This window comes from Clostridium sp. NkU-1 (assembly GCA_001312405.1).
This window is the reverse complement of the sequence record BBDR01000003.1, coordinates 182,202-203,634: the sequence shown is the minus strand read 5'-3', so window position 1 is coordinate 203,634 and position 21,433 is coordinate 182,202. Positions and strand designations below refer to the sequence as shown.

20 protein-coding genes, 1 pseudogene and 1 riboswitch are annotated in these 21,433 nt (G+C 41.2%); of the genes and pseudogenes, 9 read left to right on the top strand and 12 right to left on the bottom strand.

Going from position 1 to position 21,433, the window contains the following annotated elements:
* Nucleotides 1-157: 157 nt before the first annotated feature.
* Nucleotides 158-1,117 (top strand): helix-turn-helix domain-containing protein, encoded by a 960-nt coding sequence (locus JCM10519_RS06450; protein ID WP_054738323.1) that lies wholly within the window; start codon nucleotides 158-160, stop codon nucleotides 1,115-1,117.
* Nucleotides 1,118-1,330: 213 nt separating this feature from the next.
* On the opposite strand, the gene JCM10519_RS06445 is transcribed toward JCM10519_RS06450, so the two are convergent.
* The 3 genes from JCM10519_RS06445 to JCM10519_RS06435 form a co-directional block, all read right to left on the bottom strand.
* Complete coding sequence (locus JCM10519_RS06445; RefSeq protein ID WP_054738322.1) at nucleotides 1,331-3,061, bottom strand: ATP-binding cassette domain-containing protein; 1,731 nt, start codon at nucleotides 3,059-3,061, stop codon at nucleotides 1,331-1,333.
* Entirely contained in the window at nucleotides 3,058-4,809 is a 1,752-nt protein-coding gene (locus tag JCM10519_RS06440) for an ATP-binding cassette domain-containing protein (RefSeq protein WP_054738321.1), read from the bottom strand. The genes JCM10519_RS06445 and JCM10519_RS06440 overlap by 4 nt, the downstream gene beginning before the upstream one ends.
* A gap of 83 nt (nucleotides 4,810-4,892) precedes the next feature.
* Nucleotides 4,893-5,513, bottom strand: coding sequence for a TetR family transcriptional regulator (locus tag JCM10519_RS06435; protein WP_054738320.1), 621 nt, complete (start codon nucleotides 5,511-5,513; stop codon nucleotides 4,893-4,895).
* Nucleotides 5,514-5,896: 383 nt separating this feature from the next.
* On the opposite strand from JCM10519_RS06435, the gene JCM10519_RS26965 reads away from it, so the two are divergent.
* The 6 genes from JCM10519_RS26965 (at nucleotide 5,897) to JCM10519_RS06410 (ending at nucleotide 10,531) form a co-directional block, all read left to right on the top strand.
* Nucleotides 5,897-6,475, top strand: a complete 579-nt coding sequence (locus tag JCM10519_RS26965) for an iron chelate uptake ABC transporter family permease subunit (RefSeq protein WP_347843318.1) — start codon at nucleotides 5,897-5,899, stop codon at nucleotides 6,473-6,475.
* A complete protein-coding gene (locus tag JCM10519_RS26960) occupies nucleotides 6,445-7,035 on the top strand; it encodes an iron ABC transporter permease (RefSeq protein ID WP_347843317.1) in 591 nt (196 codons plus the stop codon). The genes JCM10519_RS26965 and JCM10519_RS26960 overlap by 31 nt, the downstream gene beginning before the upstream one ends.
* Nucleotides 7,036-7,047: 12 nt before the next feature.
* Nucleotides 7,048-7,812, top strand: a complete 765-nt coding sequence (locus JCM10519_RS06425) for an ATP-binding cassette domain-containing protein (protein ID WP_054738319.1) — start codon at nucleotides 7,048-7,050, stop codon at nucleotides 7,810-7,812.
* Between the two features lie 32 nt (nucleotides 7,813-7,844).
* Nucleotides 7,845-8,906 carry an ABC transporter substrate-binding protein gene (locus tag JCM10519_RS06420; protein WP_054738318.1) on the top strand — a complete coding sequence of 354 codons (1,062 nt, stop codon included), beginning with the start codon at nucleotides 7,845-7,847 and terminating at the stop codon, nucleotides 8,904-8,906.
* Nucleotides 8,907-8,950: 44 nt separating this feature from the next.
* Nucleotides 8,951-9,628, top strand: coding sequence for an alpha/beta hydrolase-fold protein (locus tag JCM10519_RS06415; RefSeq protein WP_054738317.1), 678 nt, complete (start codon nucleotides 8,951-8,953; stop codon nucleotides 9,626-9,628).
* Nucleotides 9,629-9,739: 111 nt separating this feature from the next.
* Nucleotides 9,740-10,531 (top strand): helix-turn-helix domain-containing protein, encoded by a 792-nt coding sequence (locus JCM10519_RS06410; protein WP_054738316.1) that lies wholly within the window; start codon nucleotides 9,740-9,742, stop codon nucleotides 10,529-10,531.
* 320 nt (nucleotides 10,532-10,851) lie between these two features.
* Here the strand turns inward: JCM10519_RS06410 and JCM10519_RS06405 are convergent, their stop codons facing one another.
* On the bottom strand, nucleotides 10,852-11,202 hold the full coding sequence (locus tag JCM10519_RS06405) for a DUF2200 family protein (RefSeq protein ID WP_054738315.1): 351 nt from the start codon (nucleotides 11,200-11,202) through the stop codon (nucleotides 10,852-10,854).
* Nucleotides 11,203-11,262: 60 nt separating this feature from the next.
* Nucleotides 11,263-11,598: a TetR-like C-terminal domain-containing protein gene (locus JCM10519_RS26955; RefSeq protein ID WP_347843316.1), complete on the bottom strand. Its 336-nt coding sequence runs from the start codon at nucleotides 11,596-11,598 to the stop codon at nucleotides 11,263-11,265.
* Nucleotides 11,599-12,005: 407 nt separating this feature from the next.
* Here JCM10519_RS26955 and JCM10519_RS06395 point away from each other — a divergent pair, with 407 nt between their 5' ends.
* Together JCM10519_RS06395 and JCM10519_RS06390 are read left to right on the top strand one after the other, a co-directional pair.
* Nucleotides 12,006-12,548, top strand: coding sequence for an alpha/beta hydrolase (locus JCM10519_RS06395; RefSeq protein ID WP_347843315.1), 543 nt, complete (start codon nucleotides 12,006-12,008; stop codon nucleotides 12,546-12,548).
* A 263-nt stretch (nucleotides 12,549-12,811) separates the two neighbouring features.
* Complete coding sequence (locus JCM10519_RS06390) at nucleotides 12,812-14,095, top strand: glycosyl hydrolase family 18 protein (protein ID WP_347843476.1); 1,284 nt, start codon at nucleotides 12,812-12,814, stop codon at nucleotides 14,093-14,095.
* Nucleotides 14,096-14,320: 225 nt separating this feature from the next.
* Here the strand turns inward: JCM10519_RS06390 and JCM10519_RS06385 are convergent, their stop codons facing one another.
* From JCM10519_RS06385 to JCM10519_RS06360, 7 genes and pseudogenes are all read right to left on the bottom strand, one after another.
* Nucleotides 14,321-14,674 carry a CGGC domain-containing protein gene (locus JCM10519_RS06385; RefSeq protein ID WP_054738313.1) on the bottom strand — a complete coding sequence of 118 codons (354 nt, stop codon included), beginning with the start codon at nucleotides 14,672-14,674 and terminating at the stop codon, nucleotides 14,321-14,323.
* 61 nt (nucleotides 14,675-14,735) lie between these two features.
* A complete protein-coding gene (locus tag JCM10519_RS06380) occupies nucleotides 14,736-15,503 on the bottom strand; it encodes an ATP-binding cassette domain-containing protein (protein ID WP_054738312.1) in 768 nt (255 codons plus the stop codon).
* Complete coding sequence (locus JCM10519_RS06375; protein WP_347843314.1) at nucleotides 15,500-16,264, bottom strand: iron ABC transporter permease; 765 nt, start codon at nucleotides 16,262-16,264, stop codon at nucleotides 15,500-15,502. The genes JCM10519_RS06380 and JCM10519_RS06375 overlap by 4 nt, the downstream gene beginning before the upstream one ends.
* On the bottom strand, nucleotides 16,257-16,505 hold the full coding sequence (locus tag JCM10519_RS26950; protein ID WP_347843313.1) for an iron chelate uptake ABC transporter family permease subunit: 249 nt from the start codon (nucleotides 16,503-16,505) through the stop codon (nucleotides 16,257-16,259). The genes JCM10519_RS06375 and JCM10519_RS26950 overlap by 8 nt, the downstream gene beginning before the upstream one ends.
* A gap of 65 nt (nucleotides 16,506-16,570) precedes the next feature.
* Complete coding sequence (locus tag JCM10519_RS06370) at nucleotides 16,571-17,581, bottom strand: ABC transporter substrate-binding protein (RefSeq protein ID WP_347843312.1); 1,011 nt, start codon at nucleotides 17,579-17,581, stop codon at nucleotides 16,571-16,573.
* Between the two features lie 259 nt (nucleotides 17,582-17,840).
* Nucleotides 17,841-18,040: riboswitch (cobalamin riboswitch) on the bottom strand.
* Nucleotides 18,041-18,198: 158 nt separating this feature from the next.
* Nucleotides 18,199-19,566: pseudogene (gene rlmD, locus JCM10519_RS06365) on the bottom strand (23S rRNA (uracil(1939)-C(5))-methyltransferase RlmD).
* Between the two features lie 163 nt (nucleotides 19,567-19,729).
* A complete protein-coding gene (locus JCM10519_RS06360) occupies nucleotides 19,730-21,406 on the bottom strand; it encodes a DEAD/DEAH box helicase (RefSeq protein WP_054738310.1) in 1,677 nt (558 codons plus the stop codon).
* Between the last annotated feature and the right edge of the window lie 27 nt (nucleotides 21,407-21,433).

Here is a 21,433-nt window from a genome sequence, read left to right as displayed (position 1 = left end):
TACAAGAAATTATGTTATGATATATGTTAGTTACAACTAACCTCGGTAAATAAAATTACCATATAGGCGTTTCATTTTCAATGGTTATTAGTTAGTTTCGTCTAATCGTGGTAATCATTCGTCCAATCAAGGTATTTTGTAGAGAATGGAGAATCTAATGAAAGAGAAGATAGACTTTTTTTATGAAAATGTATTGGCAGACAGAGGTTTTGCACCGATTGACCCAAACGGAAGATTTAACTCCTGCGGACAGACCTATGAGCTTTCCAAGGACCTAGGAGAAGGATTTTACTGGATTTATTCAGAAACTGATTTATATGATATCAAGATACATGATTTTTCCTTTTTTGAAGATTATTTATTCGAATGCCAGCTGCCGGAATGCATGAGCGTGTCCTATTATCAATCCATTGCCGGTCATGAACTGAATCCATATCGGAGAATTAATGCGAATTGTATCAAGACCATTATCGGCGGAAAGAGTCCTTATAAAGCTGTCATGCATAAAAAGATACCCATTAAGGCAGTAGGAATCGAAATACTTCCTGCCTATTACCTCCACTATTTGAAAGAAAAATATCCGGATGATTATTTAAACCCTTATGATGCCTTTTGCTCCATTGATGAAACCCTGCACTTCCCTGAAATGCTGTTACTTCTTAATCAGGTAGCTGAGTATCGGGGCACCGGGATCAGTGCAAAGCTATTTTATGAAGCAAAGGTAAATGAGGCTGTTTCTCTGGTAGTGGAACATTTTCATAAGCAAGATAAGAAACAGCCCCATATTTCAGGTAATGATATGGAACAGATTTATAATGTCTCGGCATATATTAAGGATCACGCTGTTTTTCCTTTAACATTGGAACAGCTATCCAAAATAGCATGTATGGGACAGACTAAATTAAAAAAGAGCTTCAAGCTGGTTCATGGGTGTACCATTACGGAATTTATCCAGCAGGCACGGATTGAACATGCTGAATTTTTATTATCCCATACTGATTTGAGTATCGCACAGATCGCACAGACCATCGGATATGCCAATGCCAGCAGATTTGCAGAACTTTTCAAAAGAAATGTTGGGATTCTCCCCGGAGAATACCGGAGAGTTATGAACTAGAAGAACGTTTCGGCCATGGAATACAAAGGATTGCGTAGATAACTATACCGGGTGTAAATATGACAAATCGTGCCAGACATGGATATCCGGCACGATTTGTACAGGAGAGCTGGCAGATAGCAGAATTCCTTTCAGATGTATCAAACTCTAAGAATCTGCCTGACTCTGCTATAATCATCTCCCATAAATCTATTTTTGTCTTTAAAGTCTTTCTTAGATGTTCCAGGAAACAGCCTGTTTTCTTTCACCCACAAAACGTTTATAGATACCTTCCTGTTTCATCAGCTCCTCATGCTTACCCTTTTGAACAATTTTTCCTCCATCTACCACAAGGATCTGATCCGCATTGCGGACTGTTTTTAAGCGGTGTGCTATCATAATAATCGTTTTATTTCTTGTCAATTCTTCAAAGGCTTTCTGTAAATGCACTTCATTCTCCGGATCCACATTGGCTGTGGCCTCATCAAAAATAATAATTGGTGCATCCTTTAAGATAGCCCTTGCAATGGATATTCTCTGCCTTTCGCCTCCTGAAAGGGCAAAGCCCTTATCTCCAATCACGGTATCATATCCTTTTGGAAGACTGCAGATAAACTCATGACAGCATGCTTTTTTCGCTGCTTCGATGACTTCTTCCCTGGTGGCACTTGGTCTTCCAAACCGGATATTATTTTCAATGGTATCCTGAAAAAGATATACATTTTGAAATACCATGCTGATCTGTTCCATCAATGACTCCAGCGTATAAGATTTCACATTAATTCCGCCAATTTTAATTTTGCCGCTGTCCGCATCCCAGAATCTGGAAATCAAATTACAAATCGTTGATTTTCCAGAACCACTTGGTCCAATGATGGCAGTCGTTGTCTTGTCTTTGATTTGAAGGTTCATGTCTTTTAGGATCTGCCGCTTCTCATAAGAAAAATTCACATGTTCAAATATGATCTCATGATTGTCTGGCTTTATAATCTGTCCCTTTTCATCCATTAATGGCACATCATCCATCTGATTGGCCTGCTCAATGGAACTTCCGCAGATGCGAAGGACCGCAACTCCGTGCCCGGCAGACTCGATCTGTTCAAAGACAATAAAGGAAACTACAATAAACATCAGGGAATAGGTAAGCTCCATGGTTCCCTTAAAATAGAAAAACAGTGCTGCCCCCATCATGATAACACTGAATATTCTCAGTATCACTTCCTGCATAATCGTATAAGGCGTAATCATCTGTTCCATTGCCAGATTCGTGATTTTACTGTTTTCAATCGCCTGATCGACTTTTTTGTTATCCATTCTTGTAAGATTAAAAGACTTTACGATTCCCATTCCCTGAATGGTCTCTAACATATTCTCTACAAGCACAGCCTGTGCTTTCTGTCTCTTTGGCGCCGTATTCCGGGACTTTTTCTCCATAGAGGATGTGATCAGGCAATAGAAAAGAACCCCAGCCGCTGTAATCAGTCCCATTCTCCAGTCAAAGACCAGCATATAAACCGTGAATACGATTGTAGTAATAAAACCGCCCAGTGTCAGCACCATAACCATGGGTGCAGTGGTTTCCACATCACCAAGAACTGTAGTGCAGATGCCTGTAATATTTCCAAGGCTGCTCTGGTTAAAAAATCCCATGGGTATTAATTTCATCTTATTGCCGATAAAAACTCTTTTATTTGCAGCCATAAAATATCCTGCATGTGTCTGTTGAAGCTGAGAAAAATAATTTGTAATAATTTTACCTGCTATGCTTACAACCATTAGTCCTAATACATACCATATGGTTCCTTTATCCGCTTCCTTTTCTACCAGCGCCTGAATGGTAAGAAAAATCGCTCCAATCTGCAGCATGTGAAAAATCGCATTGATAAACCCTATAATGATAGAGTTTCGAATGTTTTTTTGTTCCTCTCCGGCGAATCTCCATATTTTACGAAAAATTTCTATCATTCTTTTTCCCCATCCTTTACTCCGATATGTGCATTCCACATGTTCTGGTATAATTCTGATTTCTGCAATAGCTGTTCATGGGTTCCGGTAGCACTGATTCTTCCCTGATCCACTAAAAGAATCTGATCTGCATCAACAATCGTGGATAACCGGTGTGCAATTATAATCAGGGTTTTCCCCTGCACCAGTTTGGAAATTGCCTTTTGAAGGACGGCTTCATTTTCCGGGTCAATATAAGCAGTGGCTTCGTCCAATATGACAATCGGTGCATCTTTTAACATTGCTCTTGCAATAGCGATCCTCTGCCGCTCGCCGCCGGATAAGTGGGCTCCTCCTCCGCCTACTCTGGTTTCATATCCGTGCTCCAGTTTTCGGATAAATGCATCACAGCCTGCCCTTTTTGCTACTTCTTCCACCTCTTTATCCGTAGCATTTTCTTTTCCCATACGGATATTTTCCCGGATGGTATCGTCAAAAAGAAAATTATCCTGGGATACATAGGCAATCTGGTCGGCTATCTGTGCAAGGGGAATTTCACTGATTTCCTTTCCACCGATTCTGATACTTCCTTTTTCAATATCCCAAAAACCTGCAATCAGTTTTGTAATCGTTGATTTTCCACTTCCGCTTGGTCCAACAAAGGCATTTACTGTGCCCTGACGGATTTTTAGTGTGACATCTGTTAAGATATTTCCCTTTTCTTTTTCATAAGCAAAGGAAACATGATTCATTTCAATATCCGTTCCTGACAGCTGGACCGGCTCCTTTGGATGGTGCTGTTCCGGTGCTTTTAATATGGTTTCTATGGATTCTATAATCGTACCTGTCTGTGCCAGGGAATCAACAAAATTAGTAGCAGCGATAATTGGTCCAACGACTCCCATGGACAAAATCATGACCATAATAAACTGTGAGGCCGTAATACCGCCGTTCAGATAAAATGCCAGGCCTGCCGGTAAAACACCCACCAAAACAGCCGGGCTGAAATTCCGGTAACAGGCAGAGCCAAACTGGGCGCTTTTCATCCAGCTATAATAAAATGATGCATTGGCATTTACCGCATCCATATAGCCCGCATAAGCTGCCTGACCCTGATTATAAGCCTTGATAACTTCAATGCCATTGATATATTCTACAATTGAATCGTTCATTTTCTTTCCGATATGAACAGATTCCTGATATTTTGCCGGATAGGATTTCATGGTAGCCATCATGAAAGCCATGCCGACAGGAAGTGTGACAATTGATAGCAGTGCCAGCCTCCAGTCAATGAAAAACAAAGCAATTAAAAGGACCAGCGGTGATAAAACATTGGAAGTCATTTCAGGTAAAAGATGGGCAAGGGTCGTTTCCATGCTCTCAATCTGGTCAACCAGAATGCTCTTCCACCTTCCAACAGACTGATCCTGTAAGGTCCCCATAGACAGCTTTGCCAGCTTATGTACACATCTGTTTCGCACTTCTGCCAATACTGCAAAGGTGGCCTTGTGGGATTGTGCAGTCGAAAAAGTCGTAAGAAGTACTTTTCCAATACTGCCTGCCAAGGCAAGGAGCAGCCAAGGAATACAGCTTTGCATATCTGCCGTCTGGGAAAGCAGCATAATAATTATTTTCCCCGCACACAAATATGGAATAAAGCCTGACATAACACCAATAACAGCCAGTAAAACCGCCAGTTTAAGCCTTGGATGCTCTGATTTTGCCAATTCCCATATCCGCTTTAGTGGACTTTGATCTTTTTGTTCCATAAATCCTCCTTTTGGTTAGTTCAGGCTAACCTCATGTTTTAAAATAATGCGGGATATCCCGCATTTTTCAGGTATGTGTATCCTTATTTCCAGTTATAAATTTTTGAAAAACCGGCGTAATAAAATTCCCTGAGCTGTTTTGCATACAGCATACCATCTTCTCTTTTCATATCATGCCGCACCATCTCGAATATTCCGGAAAAATATGCACTGGTTACAATGTGAAGAAACTCAGTTGTGATCATTTCATTTTTCAATGCATCATCCTTAGTCGCATCCATGTACTTCACCGTATATTCCATCTCAATCTCAACCAGTTGATTTAAGAAATCTGAAAATTCCGTTCCCTCTGAACATTCCAGTAATAGCTTGAAAACATCATAGTGATCATAAATGTAGGCCACTAAATTTTCAGCTTCCATTCCGCTGTAATGAAACATATTTTCCTTTTGATAATTAGCATCCATTTGATGAAATGACTCCTGCATCCCCAGAAACCATGCTTTCAATTCCTCCACTACTGGATAAACGATGGCATGGAACAACCCTTCTTTGCTATGAAAACGTGTATAAATGGAACCTGTGCTGGTACCAGCCTCCTGGGCGATGTTACGAAGGGAGGCGTCCTTGAATCCTTTACTCAAGAATTCCTTTTTCGCACATTCATACACTTTCTCATATACACCTTCAATTTGTTTTGCCATACATTTTCCTCCTGCATTCGAAACAGTGTTTCATAACACCGTTTTGAATATAATACTTATTAATGTGTTTGTCAAGTATAAATTATTAAACACTGTCTTTTGCAAAGGCTTTGATTTTGATTCACACTGGCGCTGTAACCAGATTCCAACTGCCTGCGCTGCTTTGTTCCTTCCATAAACGGGCATAAATGTAATAACAGCGGCGGCGGCTCTTGAAAAAATCAAGGCCGCTGTTCTTTTTTTAAGTACTTAAAAGGATTGACATAGTCTGGTTTTTTTAATAATTGTCCATGACATTGAATTATTACCCATTGTATCAAAGGATAAAATTGTGTATAATAGTTTGGCAGTTAGTTATAACTAACAAAAGTAGGAGGCCTGTTTTGAATAAGTTAAAATTCAGTTGTGCAAATAATAAGATCAAATATGGCCAGGAAGAATTAAAGAGCAAAAAAAGCAGTGCAGCAGGCAATAAAGAGTCATTTCCTTTCAGGCTGGTTGTTGCACTTTTGTGCGCCGCTCTCATTTTGTCAATTTTTTTAGCACTCGGACTTGGTGCGGTACACATATCCCTTCCTGATACATATGCCATAATTATGAACCGCTTATTTGGTATCGAGCAGCCGGGAACCGGTGAAGTTTTACGAAGCGCCAATGCCTCAATCATATGGAAAATCCGTTTCCCCAGAGTTTTGCTGGGCGTTGCCGCAGGTGCCGGTCTTGCACTGTGTGGATCAGTCATGCAGGCCACAGTACAAAACCCTCTTGCAGAGCCATATATTCTGGGAATATCTTCCGGAGCGTCACTTGGAGCCACGATTGCGGTTTTTATCGGTACAGCCATTCCGCTTGCCGGCAGCATCTCTTCCGTATCGCTGCTTGCATTTTTAGGTGCAGCCGGAGCACTGGTGCAGTTTTATTCCTGGCTTCTATGGGCGGACAAGCCACATCCGGCAAGCTGATTCTTTCCGGTACAATAGTTAACGCCATATGTACCTCTTTTTCAAATTTTATTATTTCAGTATCCGGCGATGGGAATGGGATGTTAAGCATAAAATTCTGGACAATGGGATCCCTGACCCGGGGAAGCTGGAATAACATCATTTTGCCGAGCGGCATTGTGGCTGTCAGCTGCATATTTTTTCTCAGCCAGTACCGAACTCTGAATACCATGCTGCTTGGTGATGAGGCGGCATCTACCCTGGGCGTAAATCTCAGCTTTTACAGAAAGCTGTATATGTCGGCGGCGGCTCTTTTAACCGGCGTATTGGTCTCTGCCTGCGGTGTGATCGGCTTTGTCGGACTGATGATTCCACATCTTGCAAGAGCGGTCGTGGGAGCGGACCACCGCCGTCTGCTGCCCATTACGATTTTGCTGGGCGGGATATTTCTGGTTTGGGCGGATGCACTGGCAAGAATTATAATACCCAATGGGGAGCTTGCCATTGGAATTGTAACATCTATGATTGGTGCACCGTTCTTTGCCTATATTTTAATAAAACGGCATTACCGTTTTGGTTAGTGAGGTTTGAGCATGGATGTTTCTGTAAGGGATTTAAAGGTTCATTTAGCAGCAAATGAGATTTTAAAAGGCGTTTCGCTGGAGGTTAAAAACGGAAAATTTATTGGTGTTTTAGGGCCCAACGGCAGTGGAAAATCGACGCTGCTAAAAACGGTATACCGTATGCAAAAGGCATCTGATGGTGTGGTAATGCTTGATGATAAACCCTCGCAAAGCTACAAGCCAAAAGCATTGGCCCGGGAAATGGCAGTAGTGGGACAATTCAACAATATAAATTTTGATTTGACGGTTGAAGAAATTGTTATGCTGGGGCGTTCTCCCCACCTTGGTACATTGGAAAGAGAAAAACAAAAGGACCGTGATCTTGTGGCGGATTCCTTAGCAAAGGTAGGTATGGAGAGCTATGCCAAACGAAGCTTTGCCACCTTGTCCGGAGGAGAAAAGCAGCGGATTGTTTTGGCACGGGCGCTGGCGCAGCAGCCGTCCCTTCTTATTTTGGACGAGCCCACGAATCACCTGGATATTACATATCAGCTGCAGATTCTGAGTATTATCAAAAATTTAGGTATTAACGTACTGGCGGCCCTCCATGATCTATCTTTGGCAGCACAATATTGCGATACCATCTACATTTTAAATAAAGGGGAGATAGATTCCTTTGGATCGCCCAAAAATATTATTAACCGTGAAATGGTGCGCCGGATTTATCGCGTTGACTGCAAGATAACGGAAGACAGTCAGGCGGGGATGGCAATCAGCTATTTTCCCCTTGCGTAACATGACAACTATTCTAAATAAAGGAGTAAGAAATGAAAACCAATAAAATGAGAAAGAAAATGGCGGCCTTTACAGCAGGCACTATGATATTAGGAGCAATTTTAAGCGGATGCAGCTCAAAGGAGGCCCCTCAGGATACGCCTGCCTCACAAAGTACGCCTGCCCCTTCATCAGAGGCTTCACAAAGCGGCGCCGTAAATACAGTGTATCCGATTACGGTACAAACCAAAGGCAGCGACTATGTACCTGTCGGACAGACATATAGTAAAACGCCGGACAGAGTGGTTACAGCAAATGCCTCAGCCATAGAACTGCTTTACAACTTAGGTCTTTCAGATAAGATTGCCGGTACCATTGCGATTGATAATGCACCGGGAGATGACTGGAAAGAACTGTATGATTCTCTGGACATTCTGGGCGATAAAATGACCATCAGTAAAGAAGTGATTGCGGCGGCGGAACCGGATGTTATTATCGGACGCAGCGCCACGTTTGCAGAGGGGACCTTTGGTTCCATTCCGGAACTGAATGAGCTGGGAATCAATGTTTATGCACAAAAAGCAAGTGATATGAGCACAGATGTTTCCATGAAGAATATTATCGATGACGTAATTGCCCTGGGTGAAATTTTTGATGTTCAGGATAAAGCAAACGCATATGCAGAAAACCTGACACAGCGTTTAAACACAGTCTCAGAAAAGGTGGCAGCCTCTGCTGGAGACAAAACTCTTCAAGTGCTGGTTATGGCAACCTATAAAGAAGGAACCTTTGTGGTTTTCGGTGCAAATGCAAAGCTGCAAAACGGAATGCTTTCCGCATTAAATTGTGCCAATGTCATGGATAAGGGCGGCTCCAATCTTACGTTGGAAAACCTTGTAGAAGCAAATCCTGATGTTATTATTTATATTACTGCAGACCGTAATGCGGAAAGTGATGCAAAGGCCGTAGAAAGTATAAAAAATGAAGAAATACTGGCCTCAATACCAGCTATCGTAAACAACCGGATCATAGAAATACCCTATGACGCTTTTATGGACTACGGTGTGCGCAACTTCGATACGTTGGAAGAACTTTCAGACTTCCTTTATAACTGATTAAGGTGAAACAAATGCAAACAATTCCTATAGCAGGGAGAGACTTGGAGCTGTTGGTGCCATCCGGCTTTTCTCCCGGAACAAGCAGTTGTCCGGTTGTATATGCGCTGGATGCAGACATCATTTTCAAGGCGCTGGAAAAAATCCCGGAAGAAAAAAAATCATACCGCTTTCTTTTAGTCGGTATACCGCCTTTGGACCGGCTGTCCGAGTATACACCCTGGCCAGCCAAAGCCCTTCATGAACGTTTTGCCGATTTCGGGGGCAAGGGCGGGGAGTTTCTGGATTATTTGGAGAAGGTTCTGATTCCAGGCGTTAATAAGGAGCTGTTTGGCAATGCTCTTCCCTCCAAAACGGCATTATTGGGGCTCTCGCTTAGCGGACTGCTTGGGATATATTCTTTGTATAAGACAGATATCTTCGATGATATTGTTTCAATTTCGGGTTCCTTCTGGTATCCGGACTGGACCGGATTTGTGAAAAAGAATCCTCTGGTTAACAAAAAGGCGTCCGTATTTCTTTCTTCAGGAGAAGATGAAGGAAAAGGTTCCCATGATATTAAAAAAAATGCTGCACAGGCAACAAAAGACACTTATGAAGCGCTCATAAATCATTTGCCCCAGGGCAATATAGAAATGCAGTGGAATCCTTACGGTCATCATGATAATATTCCTCTGAAGTTATCCGGGGCATTGGCTTACTTAGATAAGCAGTTCCCATAAACAAGCATGAACCCATACGAATTAAATCTATTTGGGAAAACACCGCGAAGGAGCAGTCTGTCCTTATGTGGTGGTTTTCCTATTACCCTATTGAAAGAAAGGAGGGATAAAATGGAGGCTCAAACCGCTCTGAATATACTGAAACAGGCTTATCGGCTTTCTCCGTTCCGCGTAAATAATGTAATACAGTTTGTAAAGTATCCATCGGACAAGCCTACCTCTTACCAAACCATACACGGAGCATTTATCTTTCCCCTTGAGGGAGAAGCAGAAATAAGGTTTGATGATAAATGCTTTCTAGCAAGACCGGGAACAATGGTGCATGGCTGCCCGGGGTGCCAGCTTGACTTTCATGTATTAGGGGAGAATCCGTTTACCCATATCAATATTTATTATCATCAAATAAGCAGTAATTTATTGTTTTCCATACCCATTGATCTGCCTGCTATTTCTCCGGCTTTGCAGGAGCTGGCTGATGCCAATGAAGAGATGGACATTCATTTCATCCTCCAAAAGCAGTTACTGTCCCGGCAAATTTTTCAGAACATTTTTTTCAACGGTGAAAAAGATAATTCTGCTGAAGATTACCGCATCGTGAAAAAGCTTGCGGACTATATAGAAGATAACTGCAGAAGTGCATTGACAATGGAGGATTTGGCAAATTATATCGGAAAAAGCAAGTCACAGCTTTCCTATCTTTTTTATAAATATACGCAGTGCCGGCCCATTGATTTTCTCATAGATTACAGGATCAATATAGCCGCTAAGCTTTTGCGTGAGCAGGGTTGTACCGTGACTGAGGCAGCGGATGCTGTGGGATATACTGATCCGCTCCATTTCAGCCGTTTATTCAAAAAACGTACCGGCTATGCGCCAAGCCAGATACAAAGAAAAAATGGATAATAAATAACATGAGCTCCATGGAAGAGAACTCAAGGTCATGCCAAAGGCTTTTGTGTAAAAATCTCTAATTTCTTCATGAATCAAAGAAATGGAGATTTTTCCATATAATGAAGCGGCATTGCCTCTGAAGTCTATTTTATTTCATATTACTGTTTATAAAGATGGTGGATTATCCTCACACTTTGCTGCAGCTACAATTATTATATTACTGATTTTAGATGCAAGTTTTAACTCTTGCTTGGATTTACCATAGTAATAAAACCGCACCTCAGCGGGTTCTTGTAGCCAAGCATCTTGCGGAGTTTATTAGCTAGTCACTTTCAGCTTCTTAAAATCTTCTCCATTGGCTTGCCTTTTGCCAATTCGTCCACCAGTTTGTCAAGCCACCTGATTTTCTGCATGAGAGGTTCTTTGATTTCCTCAACCCGGTGCCCACAAATCACTCCTGAAATTTTGGTGGCGTTGGGGTTTATCTGCGGGGCTTCGTTAAAGAAGGTTTCGTAATCAATATTCTTCATAATCTGCGCTTGCAAGCCAGAATCGTCATACCCTGTCAGCCAGCAAATCACAGCATCAACCTCGGATTTTGTGCGCCCTTTGCGCTCCGCCTTTTGAACAAGCAGCGGGTAGACGGTCGAAAATGCCATCTTGTATACGCGCTCGTTTGTCATAAAGTGTCACTCCCTTTCTCTTTCCGCTTTATTCTCCACCGCACGATGTCGGTGATGAGTTTATAATTGATAGGCTTGCCGATTTTCACTCGTATATCCTTGTGATTCTGATGAAATAGCAGATCGAGCCAGCGAAATATTTTGTGCCAATAATTCCCCGACTTGTTTTGCCAGCTGCTCCGTACCAATATTAAATTCGTTCAATACAAAGGCTTCTACAATGCCTAAGACAGCCATACTTAAAAATCGCAGAAGTATTTCAGCATCCTTTTCAGAGTTTATCTTATTTATTTTTTTATTAAGCTGATTTGCTATGAAATCCAGAAGTTGTTTCCTGAAAGAAACCGTACTTTCGGTTTTAAACAACGCAGAAAAAAAAGGCTTTATGCTGCTCAAAATAATTGAACCAAATTACTATGCCTTCGATAAAGCCCTTATCCGTTTTCTGCTCACAAATTTTTTTCCAACTCTTTTAATTTCATATTGACGATTGTATCTAGCAAGTCGTATTTATCTACATAATGCAAATAAAATGTCTTTCTGCTGATATAGGCTTTTTCAGTAATCCCTTTAACCGTAATTTTATCAAATCCATCCGTAATCAGCATTGTAAGAAAGGCCGACTGAATCACATTCCGTGATTTTAGAAGTGAAGGGGAACCCCGTTATATTGAAGAACCGGCTGCACGCGTTGAAGATATCCGCTGTACAGTAGATTATCTGACTACACTTGATTTTGTCGACGAAAACGTATTGGCGTTTTAGGTGTTTGTGCAGGAGGCGGCTATGCAGTAAATGCTGCCATGACAGAGCATCGGATCAAGGCGGTCGGTACAGTAGTTGGTGCTAATATCGGCCATGTATACCGTGAAACCCTCAATCCTGTCCCAACATTAGAGTCAATTGGTCAGCAGCGTACTGCTGAAGCCCGCGGAGCAGAACCAATGATTACAAATCGGATTCCAAGGAATCAAGAAGAGAGAGTACAGGCAGGCATTACCGACATCGACATTGTGGAGGCTGTAGATTATTATACAACACCGAGGGGACAATGCCCTAACGCTCCAAACATGTTGAAATTTACGAGCTTAGCTTCTGTATTAGGTTTTGACGCTTTCAATCTAGCTGAAACGCTGCTAATTCAGCCATTACAAATCATAATCGGTAATAAGCAAGGTGCATTCGGTTCCTTCAGAGATGGTCATGAGCTTTATAATAGAGCAGCATCAACTAAAAAGGATTTATTTATTCTTGAAGGTGTAAGTCACTATGATTTATACGACCAGCCAGAACCAGTTAGACAAGCTGTTGAAAAATTAGTTGCATTCTATAAAGAAAATCTCTAAATGCAACTCATACCTTACGGCAAAACTGGAGGTTTTCAGGTAGTAATAACATGAAGCTGGCCCGGAATACCGGATCCCCGCCTATATCATAGCGGTCTATCCCAACTGCCTAAACCAGATACAGCGTAAAATTATTGAGATACATTTTATAATTAAACTATGATGTTATGAACATGTAAGATTAACATATAATAGTATTAATAAGATCATTTGAGGGAATCCATGATCATACACGTTGTCCAACCCAATGAAACCATCTATCTATATCAGAATATTATGAAATCCCCGTTAGCCGATTGATATTGGAAAATGGAATTACAAACCCCGATAATTTAGCAATTGGCCAAACCATCGTGATTGTACAGCCGGAAACACTCTATACTGTCCAACCTGGCGACACTTTGGAGAGCATTGCAGAGCAGCACAGTACTACTCCTATGGAATTATTAAGAAATAATCCCCATCTATCTGATAGAGAATATCTGTACGCTGGTGAAACGATAGTAATAAGCTATCAAACAAATAGAACAAGAACGATTGCCACTAATGGTTATATCTTTCCCTATATAGAAAAATCTGTTTTAATAAAAACACTTCCTTTTTTATCTTATTTAACCATATTTAATTACAGGGCTACAAGTGACGGAGAAATTATCTCCAGTGCTGACGACACTGAACTTATCCAGCTGGCTAAGTCTTACGGTACCGCACCCATGATGTTTGTTTCCACTATGACAGGAGAGGGAGTCATTAGCCGTGAAGTGACTTATGATATTTTAAATAATCCTTCTGTGCAGGATCTCCTGATTGATAATACTCTTCAAATACTGAAAACGAAAGGATTTTATGGTATAAACATATATGCTGAAACTATAACCTTTGATAACATAAATTATCTTGCAGAATTTTTGAAAAGGGCCGCCGGCATATATCATTCAGAAGGTTTCAGGGTGATGATTACCGTTACGCCTGCTGCAAGTGTTGCTACACCCAGCATCAGTTTTGAAAAAATAGACTATTCAAAATTATCTGACTTTGTAGATGGAATCATATTTTCTTCCTATGATTGGGCAAGGTATTACAGCTATCCAAACGCAATTTTTCCGATTAATATATTAAGAGAATTGTTAAATTACATGGTTAGTATTATTCCCCCTGAAAAAATTTTTCTGGGAATCACAGCCCTAGGTTATGATTGGTCACTTCCCTATATTCCCGGTGCCACAGATGCTACAGTAATATCTTATAACAGTGCAGTAGAAATTGCATCGGATAATGGTATACCAATACAATTTAATGAAACAGCACAGGCACCTTACTTCTACTATATGGATAGTGATGGGATTCTTCATGTAGTATGGACGAAAGATGCAAGAAGCTTTAACGCAAGGGCCGGACTGGTAGAAGAATATGATCTCCAGGGCTTATCGTTTTGGACCGTTATGAAATTCGATGCACAAATGTGGTTTATTACTAATACTCAGTACTATATTCAGAAGCTTCAAATGTCCATGCAGGGCTGTTGGCTGCCTGTGAATATGCCATAGAACCTCTTGGCTGCGTCCGGGAAAACGGCGAATAATGTCAGCCCGGATTCCTTTAAATACTGTAGCCGTTTACTATTAGAGACTGTTTCAAGCTTTATGCTGGTTGACATAATGCCTATTTTGTAATATAAGATATCGGAAACACAGGTAAGGCTGAAAAACTTGCCTTGACAGCGTTTCCGATATCTCAGGTTAATTATACAAGCATTATGCCAGAATTATGTTTTATATGTGAGTCCCGTTTTTTATCTGAATCCCTTTGAGCTTTATCATTTCAACAATTTCTACTATTCTTTCACAGAAACTTCCATCTGCATTTTCACAACAGATTCCAACATGCACTACATCTATTCCTTCTGATTGTAACCTTTCTACTTTTTCTATCATGCCCATATCTTCTGTTGGAGAAGCACAATTTTGTTTTTTACATCCATTACAGGTAAAATATGCTGCAAGTGCATCTTCCTTCGCATATTCTGTAAAACTTCCTTTCTTTAGATTAAAAGCATTTAGACAGCCACATCCGGCACATACTTTAGTAGCCTCTAAGCAATGTAGTATACCTATTTTTATTCCCATTTTTTTTCTTGTGTGATTAATTTAGGGCTATTAATCATACGTCTCCTTTTAGCTTGACTTATTAGGGCTGGTCTCCTGTAAATAATATATGAAGTTTCCCATTCTTATCCTGTACTATTTGCGATTCAACCTGATAGACTTCAAAAATTTTCTCAGGGGTTAATATTTTTTTGGTTTCACCCTGTGCGATTACTTTTCCTGCTTTCATAATATATAGGTAATCACAGTACATGGCGGCGATATTTAAATCATGCATAGCTGCAAATATGGTGATATCTTGTTTTTTTAAGATTCTCATTAATTGTAGTTGATATGTAATATCCAAATGATTGGTTGGCTCATCAAGTATGAGTGTCCTCGCGTCTTGAGCTAATGCCCTTGCTAAGAGTACCCTTTGTTGTTCCCCGCCAGATAATGTTGCAAATTCTCTTTCCGAAAATTCCAACATATTCACACTCTCCAATACTTCTTCAACAATTTGATAATCTTTTAGAGTATCTCTTTCCAGCAATCTTTTGTGGGGGGCTCTTCCCATCATTACAATATCTTTTACTTTAAAATCAAACTGGTATGAATTGTGCTGAGCCATAACTGATATATACTTTGATGATTCTTTTATGCTATAACTATTTAGAAGTTTATCCTCTAGCCATATGGTCCCTATTTGAGGTTTAAGTACACGGTAAATGCATTTTAATAAAGTTGATTTTCCACATCCATTTGGACCGATTATTCCGGTAAAGCTTTTCCTTTTTAACTGAATTTCCACACTATCTAATACATCTTTATGTCCATAGGAATAGGTTAAGTCTTCTACCTTTATACTCATGTTTTCTTCCTTCCAATTCCATATGACTTACGTAACATTAAAATTACAAAACAAGGTGCACCTATTAAAGAAATTAGTATACCGATTGGCAACTCGGAATGTTTTAGTATGACCCGGCTTACTACATCTGCCCATACCAGGAATATACTCCCTACAAGCGCACTGGTTGGTATTAATTTCTTATGATTAGTTCCAGTGACCATACGAACTGCATGGGGGATAATTAATCCCACAAATCCGATTATACCAGAAGAAAAAACGGCAAACCCCACCATAATAGATACCAATATAAGGTATAGTATTCTTATAGTTCTTAGGTCTGTTCCCAGAGTAATTGCCGTATCTTCCCCTAACAGCATTAGATTCAGGTTCCTTGATTGTGTCCAGAAAAACAAGGCTCCTAAAATCATAATTGGTAATACCACCTTCACAATGTCCCATTTTGCTCCGGCTAAACTACCCATAGTCCAGAAGGCAACTTCTGTAGTAGCATTTCGATCATTTGCAATATATAGCACAAAATTGGAAAAAGCAGAACAAATGGAGTTAACTGCCATTCCTGCTAATATAAGTTTTCCTGTCTTTGCTTTTCCTCTGATGTTAGATAAGCTAATTACCAAGAAGGAAGAACCAAGAGCACCCAAAAAGGCCATAACTCCGATAAAATTATTACCAAATAGACTTCCTATTCCCAACATAATCGCCAGCGTTGCCCCAAAAGAAGCTCCCGAGGAAATGCCTAATACATAGGGATCAGCCAAAGGATTTTTTTACAACTGCCTGCATAACGTCTCCACAGACAGATAGTCCAATTCCAATCGCGATTGCAAGTAGTACCCTAGGAAAACGGATCAACCACACAACATCATGAATCGCACCTGATGAGAATGCCTCATATTGCTTTAAATGAAATAATTTGTAAAATAAAACCCCGTAGACCTGACTAACTGTAATTTCTGCATTCCCAAAGGTAATTGCAGTCAGCACTGAAAGTATGAGCACAATAAGCAATCCCAGATAACATAGGCCCCAAAATAAGTTTCCTGTCTTTTTTCCTATTTTCATACCTATTCTATTTCAATATTTGGATATAATCCCTTAGCAAAAGTCACAATACCATCTTTTGTTCGAGTCGTACTTGCATACATTTCACTTAACATAATTGGCACCACTCTACTATTTTGCACGGCACTTAAACTTGCCAAGGACTCATCCTTAAGAAATACATCTAATTTTTCCTGTTTTAATTTTTCTGCATCGTCTCCTTCATAAGGCATATATACAACAAAAATTACATCTGGATTTAGAGCTATTATATCTTCTTTCCCTAAATCACTGCCATCTTCTTTGGCTAATATACCACCTAATGTAGTAACCATATCACCACCTAAACTACTTGCCCCATAATTTGTAAAAGTAGAATCATATGACTCTAAGATCAGCACGGAAGGTTTTTTCTCCTGTTTTAATGCTACTTCTGCTACTGCTTCAACTGTATTCTTCATATCCTTTACAATGGACTCAGCTTTATCTTGTACATCAAAAATCACACCCAAATTTAAAATATCCTTGTACTCATTTTCTAGTGTTCTATCATAAGAAACCTCTCCAGTAGCCAGTCTTGTATTGCTATTAATATAAGTATTGGTGCCTTTTTCTATCCAAGCCGATGCATCTCCCAATGTCTTTTCTTTGAAAAGAGAACCCCATGATAAAATCATATCTGGTTCCAGCATCGTTACTGTTTCTAATGAAGGAGTAAATTCATCCAAATAGTTTATTTTTGAAAATGCAGCTTTTAAGGAATCTGGTACTTTATTATCTAATCCAGCCGTTGCAACTATGTGTTCTTCAAGACCTAATGCTAATAGGGTTTCAATGCTTCCTTGATACACGGCCAGTACTTTTTCAGGTGCTTTCTCATAAGTAGTTATTATTTCTTTTCCATTGGTTCCATATGTAGTTATAGTCACAGGATACTCTGTTCTTATTTCCTTTGCTGCACTTTCTTCACCGCTTGAACCTTCTTGGTTATGTACGGTAGTATCCATATTCTCTTCGATAATTTTTTTCTGCATCTTTTCTGCTAGTATTTTCATTCTTTACATTTGATCCACAGCCTGTCAACGTGAATAAAAGCATAATAACCAATAATAAATTGACAATTCTTTTCTTGTTTCTCATAATAATCTTTTCTCCTTGTTTTATTATTGAATGAACAACTTCGTTTCCTAAAACAAAGAAAAAAAGTGTCTGTATACACAGGCACCACAAAAAAGACTATTCAGTATTTTTTTTACCTTTAGTCTTCTAGATGGTTGCTTTGCTCGGAAGCGTCATCGTTCTTCTACATAAAGCAGGTTTCCTGACTTGATTTTCAACATCCTCTTTTCCTTCTCATAGCTTTGCACAATGGATTAATAAAGAAGGACTCCTTTCTTACAGTGACCGGATCGTTCAGGTCTCTCACCTGATTCCCTTTTAAAAACACCAAATTTTCATCTCTTTGGTGTTTCACTTTATATAGTATTCAATTCCTAAACATACTATCATCATAGCATTTTTTTTGTCAACTTATTCGGTGAAAACTGCCTGCTCTTCTATTGCAGCGTCAATCAACAAACTTAAAATGATCAATTAATTGAATTGACAGGCCACCACCCACTTTTATCAATATAAGATACTGGTTAAACCCTTATTTTATACGGGATAATAAGCATACGGTTTCCACATGCAGCCCCTGAGGAAACATATCACACCCTCTAACCTTCTTCACCTCATACCCTCTCTCAGCCAGGTATTTCATATCTCTTGCCAAAGTAGCCGAATCACAGCTCACATACACTACTCTCTTCGGCGCCATCTTCACAATCGTCTCCAGACAGGCCTCATCGCATCCCTTTCTGGGAGGGTCCACCACGATCACATCCGCATACACATGATTCTTCTCATACTGCTCCGGCAGAACCTCTTCCGCCTTCCCAACAAAGAACTCCACATTGTCCAGATCATTTAATCTTGCATTTTCCCTTGCATCCGCAATGGCCTGGGGAACGATCTCCACGCCATACACCTTTTTTTGCTTTTTGAGCCAGGAAAAGGGAGATGGTCCCGATCCCGCAGTAAAGGTCCCAAACTGTTTCCCCGTCTGTCAGCCCCGCATACTCAAGGGCAGTGCCATAAAGCTTTTCCGTCTGCACCGGATTCACCTGATAAAAGGACAAGGGAGAAATACGGTATTTCACCTCTCCAATATAATCCGTAATATATCCCGGTCCATAAAGATTTTCCACTCGGTCCCCTAAAATCACATTAGTCCTGTCCTTATTGACGTTAAAGGAAATACTGGTCATACCCGGAATTTCCAGAAGACTTTCTACCAGTTCCCCGCTGTGTGGCAGGCTCTTTCCATTAATAACCTGACAAACCATAAGCTCTCCGGTCCGGAATCCTTTACGGATCAGGGTATGACGGATCAGCCCTTATGAGCAGCTTCGTCATAAGGCTGCAGATGATACCGCTCCATATGCGCCTTTATCCGCCTTAAAACCTCCCGGTTCTCCTCTGCCCCCAGAAGGCAGTCCTCACATCCAATAATGGAATGAGTCCGCCCCGCGTAAAACCCCACAATAATATTCCCATCCTTATCCAATCCCCATGGAAACTGTGCCTTATTCCTATACCTCCATGGCTCGTCCATCCCCATGATAGGCAGCATGGGAACCTCAGAAAAGCCGCCGATCCTGGTGATATTGTTATAAATCTTCCGTTCCTTATACCGAAGCTGTTCCTCATAATCCATTGCCTGAAGCTGGCAGCCGCCGCATGGCCCTGCAACCGGACACCTGGGTGTCACACGGTTTACAGACGGCTCTGTGATCCGTTCCAGCTTTGCAAACCCATAGGACTTCTTGGTCTTCATCACCTTAGCCAGGGCCTTATCTCCCATAACTGTATCCTTAATAAACCAGGTAAATCCATCAGTCTTGCCGATCCCTTCCCCGGTTTCGCTCATATCTTCAATCACTACTTCTATTCGATCATTCTTTTTCCACTCTGCCATCATAACCTCCTGAATCCTGTACCATATGCACAACTTGAACATATTGTAACTTCTTTTTCCACAAGAAGCAAGAAAACCTTTTACGGACTGTGGACAAAAAAACGGGAGCAAGGCGGATCCGGTAAGACGCTCCGTCTTCCTTTTTCACCCAGCTCCCGGAAATTTATCTGCCTTTTCCGTTGGCTTTTTCCATATGGATATTTTTTCCTTTGATCTTAACATCCTTCATGGCCTGCAACACAGCGTCAGCGCTTTCTCTCGGCACCTCAACAAATGTATACTTGTCATACATATCAATGCTTCCGACCATCTTTCCAGGCATACCGGATTCCCCTGCAATGGCGCCAAGGATATCTCCCGGCTTCACATTCTGGTTCTTTCCGATGTTAATGAACAGACGGGCCATATCTTCTCTGGAAGAATCGTATCTTCCTCCCCGGCTGTTTCCATTTCCGCCTCTGCTGCTGCGGCCGCGGCTTCCGCCGCCGTAGATGCTGTCCAGCTCATCAAGGGAACGAGGCTGTCTTGTATCAATGATATCCTCATTTTCCTCGCCCATCGTCATTTTCAGAAGGGCTGCAGCCAGATCAAGAGAGGTGTAATCCTCTTCCAAAAGCTTCTTTTCGATGATGTTCACCATCTTGCTTAAATCTGTATCACCGATGGTGTCTGCCACATTTTCAAGAATCTTATCCACCTTAATGGCTGTTACGTCATTTAAGGATGGGATTGCCTGAGGAATGATCTTTGTCTTGCAGTAGCGCTGAATGTCACGAAGCTTATAAACTTCCTTGCCTACTACAAAGCTGAAAGCAATGCCCTCACGTCCTGCACGGCCTGTACGTCCAATTCTGTGAACATAATATTCGTCATCCTGGGGAAGGTCGTAATTAAATACCGCCTCAACGTCGTCTACGTCGATTCCCCGGGCTGCAACATCAGTTGCCACAAGGATCTCCGTCTTGCCGTTACGGAAGCTGTTCATGACCCTGTCACGCTGGATCTGCTTTAAATCTCCATGAAGTCCTTCCGCAAAATATCCGCGTCCCTGAAGGGCCTGTACCAGCTCGTCTACCTGCTTTTTGGTATTACAGAAAGCAACAGACAGCTTCGGCGCGTACATGTCCAGAAGACGGCACATAACCTCTACCTTGCTCTTAGGCTTTACTTCATAATAATACTGGGTTACCTTTGGAACAGTCAGTTCCTTTTTTACCACCTTGACAATCACCGGATCCTGCTGGAACTTTCTGGCAATCTCCATGATAGCCGACGGCATGGTAGCGGAGAACATAACGGTCTGCCGCTCTTCCGGAAGCTGGCTTAAAATGGTTTCCATATCCTCCAGGAATCCCATATTTAACATCTCATCGGCTTCATCCATGATTACCGTATGAACGTGTTCGAATTTTACGGTCTTTCTCCGCATATGGTCCATAACACGTCCCGGAGTTCCGATGATGATCTGAGTACCGTCTTTTAAAGAACGGATCTGTTTTACAATGTCTTGTCCTCCATAAATCGGAAGAACCTTTACACCGTGCATATATTTTGCAAGCCTGCGGACTTCATCTGCCACCTGAATAGCAAGCTCTCTGGTTGGACAGAGGGCAACCGCTTGAAGCTTTTTCACCTTGGGATCAATTTTCTGCAACAGAGGGATGCCAAAGGCTGCTGTTTTTCCTGTTCCAGTCTGAGCCTGCCCAATAATATCCCTTCCCTCTGCCTGAACCGGAATGGCCTGGGCCTGAATGGGAGATGCCTCTTCAAATCCCATATCTGCTACTGCCCGCAGAATTCTTTCATCTAGCTGTAATTCATCAAATCTAACTGTCTCCATAAATGCTTGGTTCCTTTCTTACGGCCA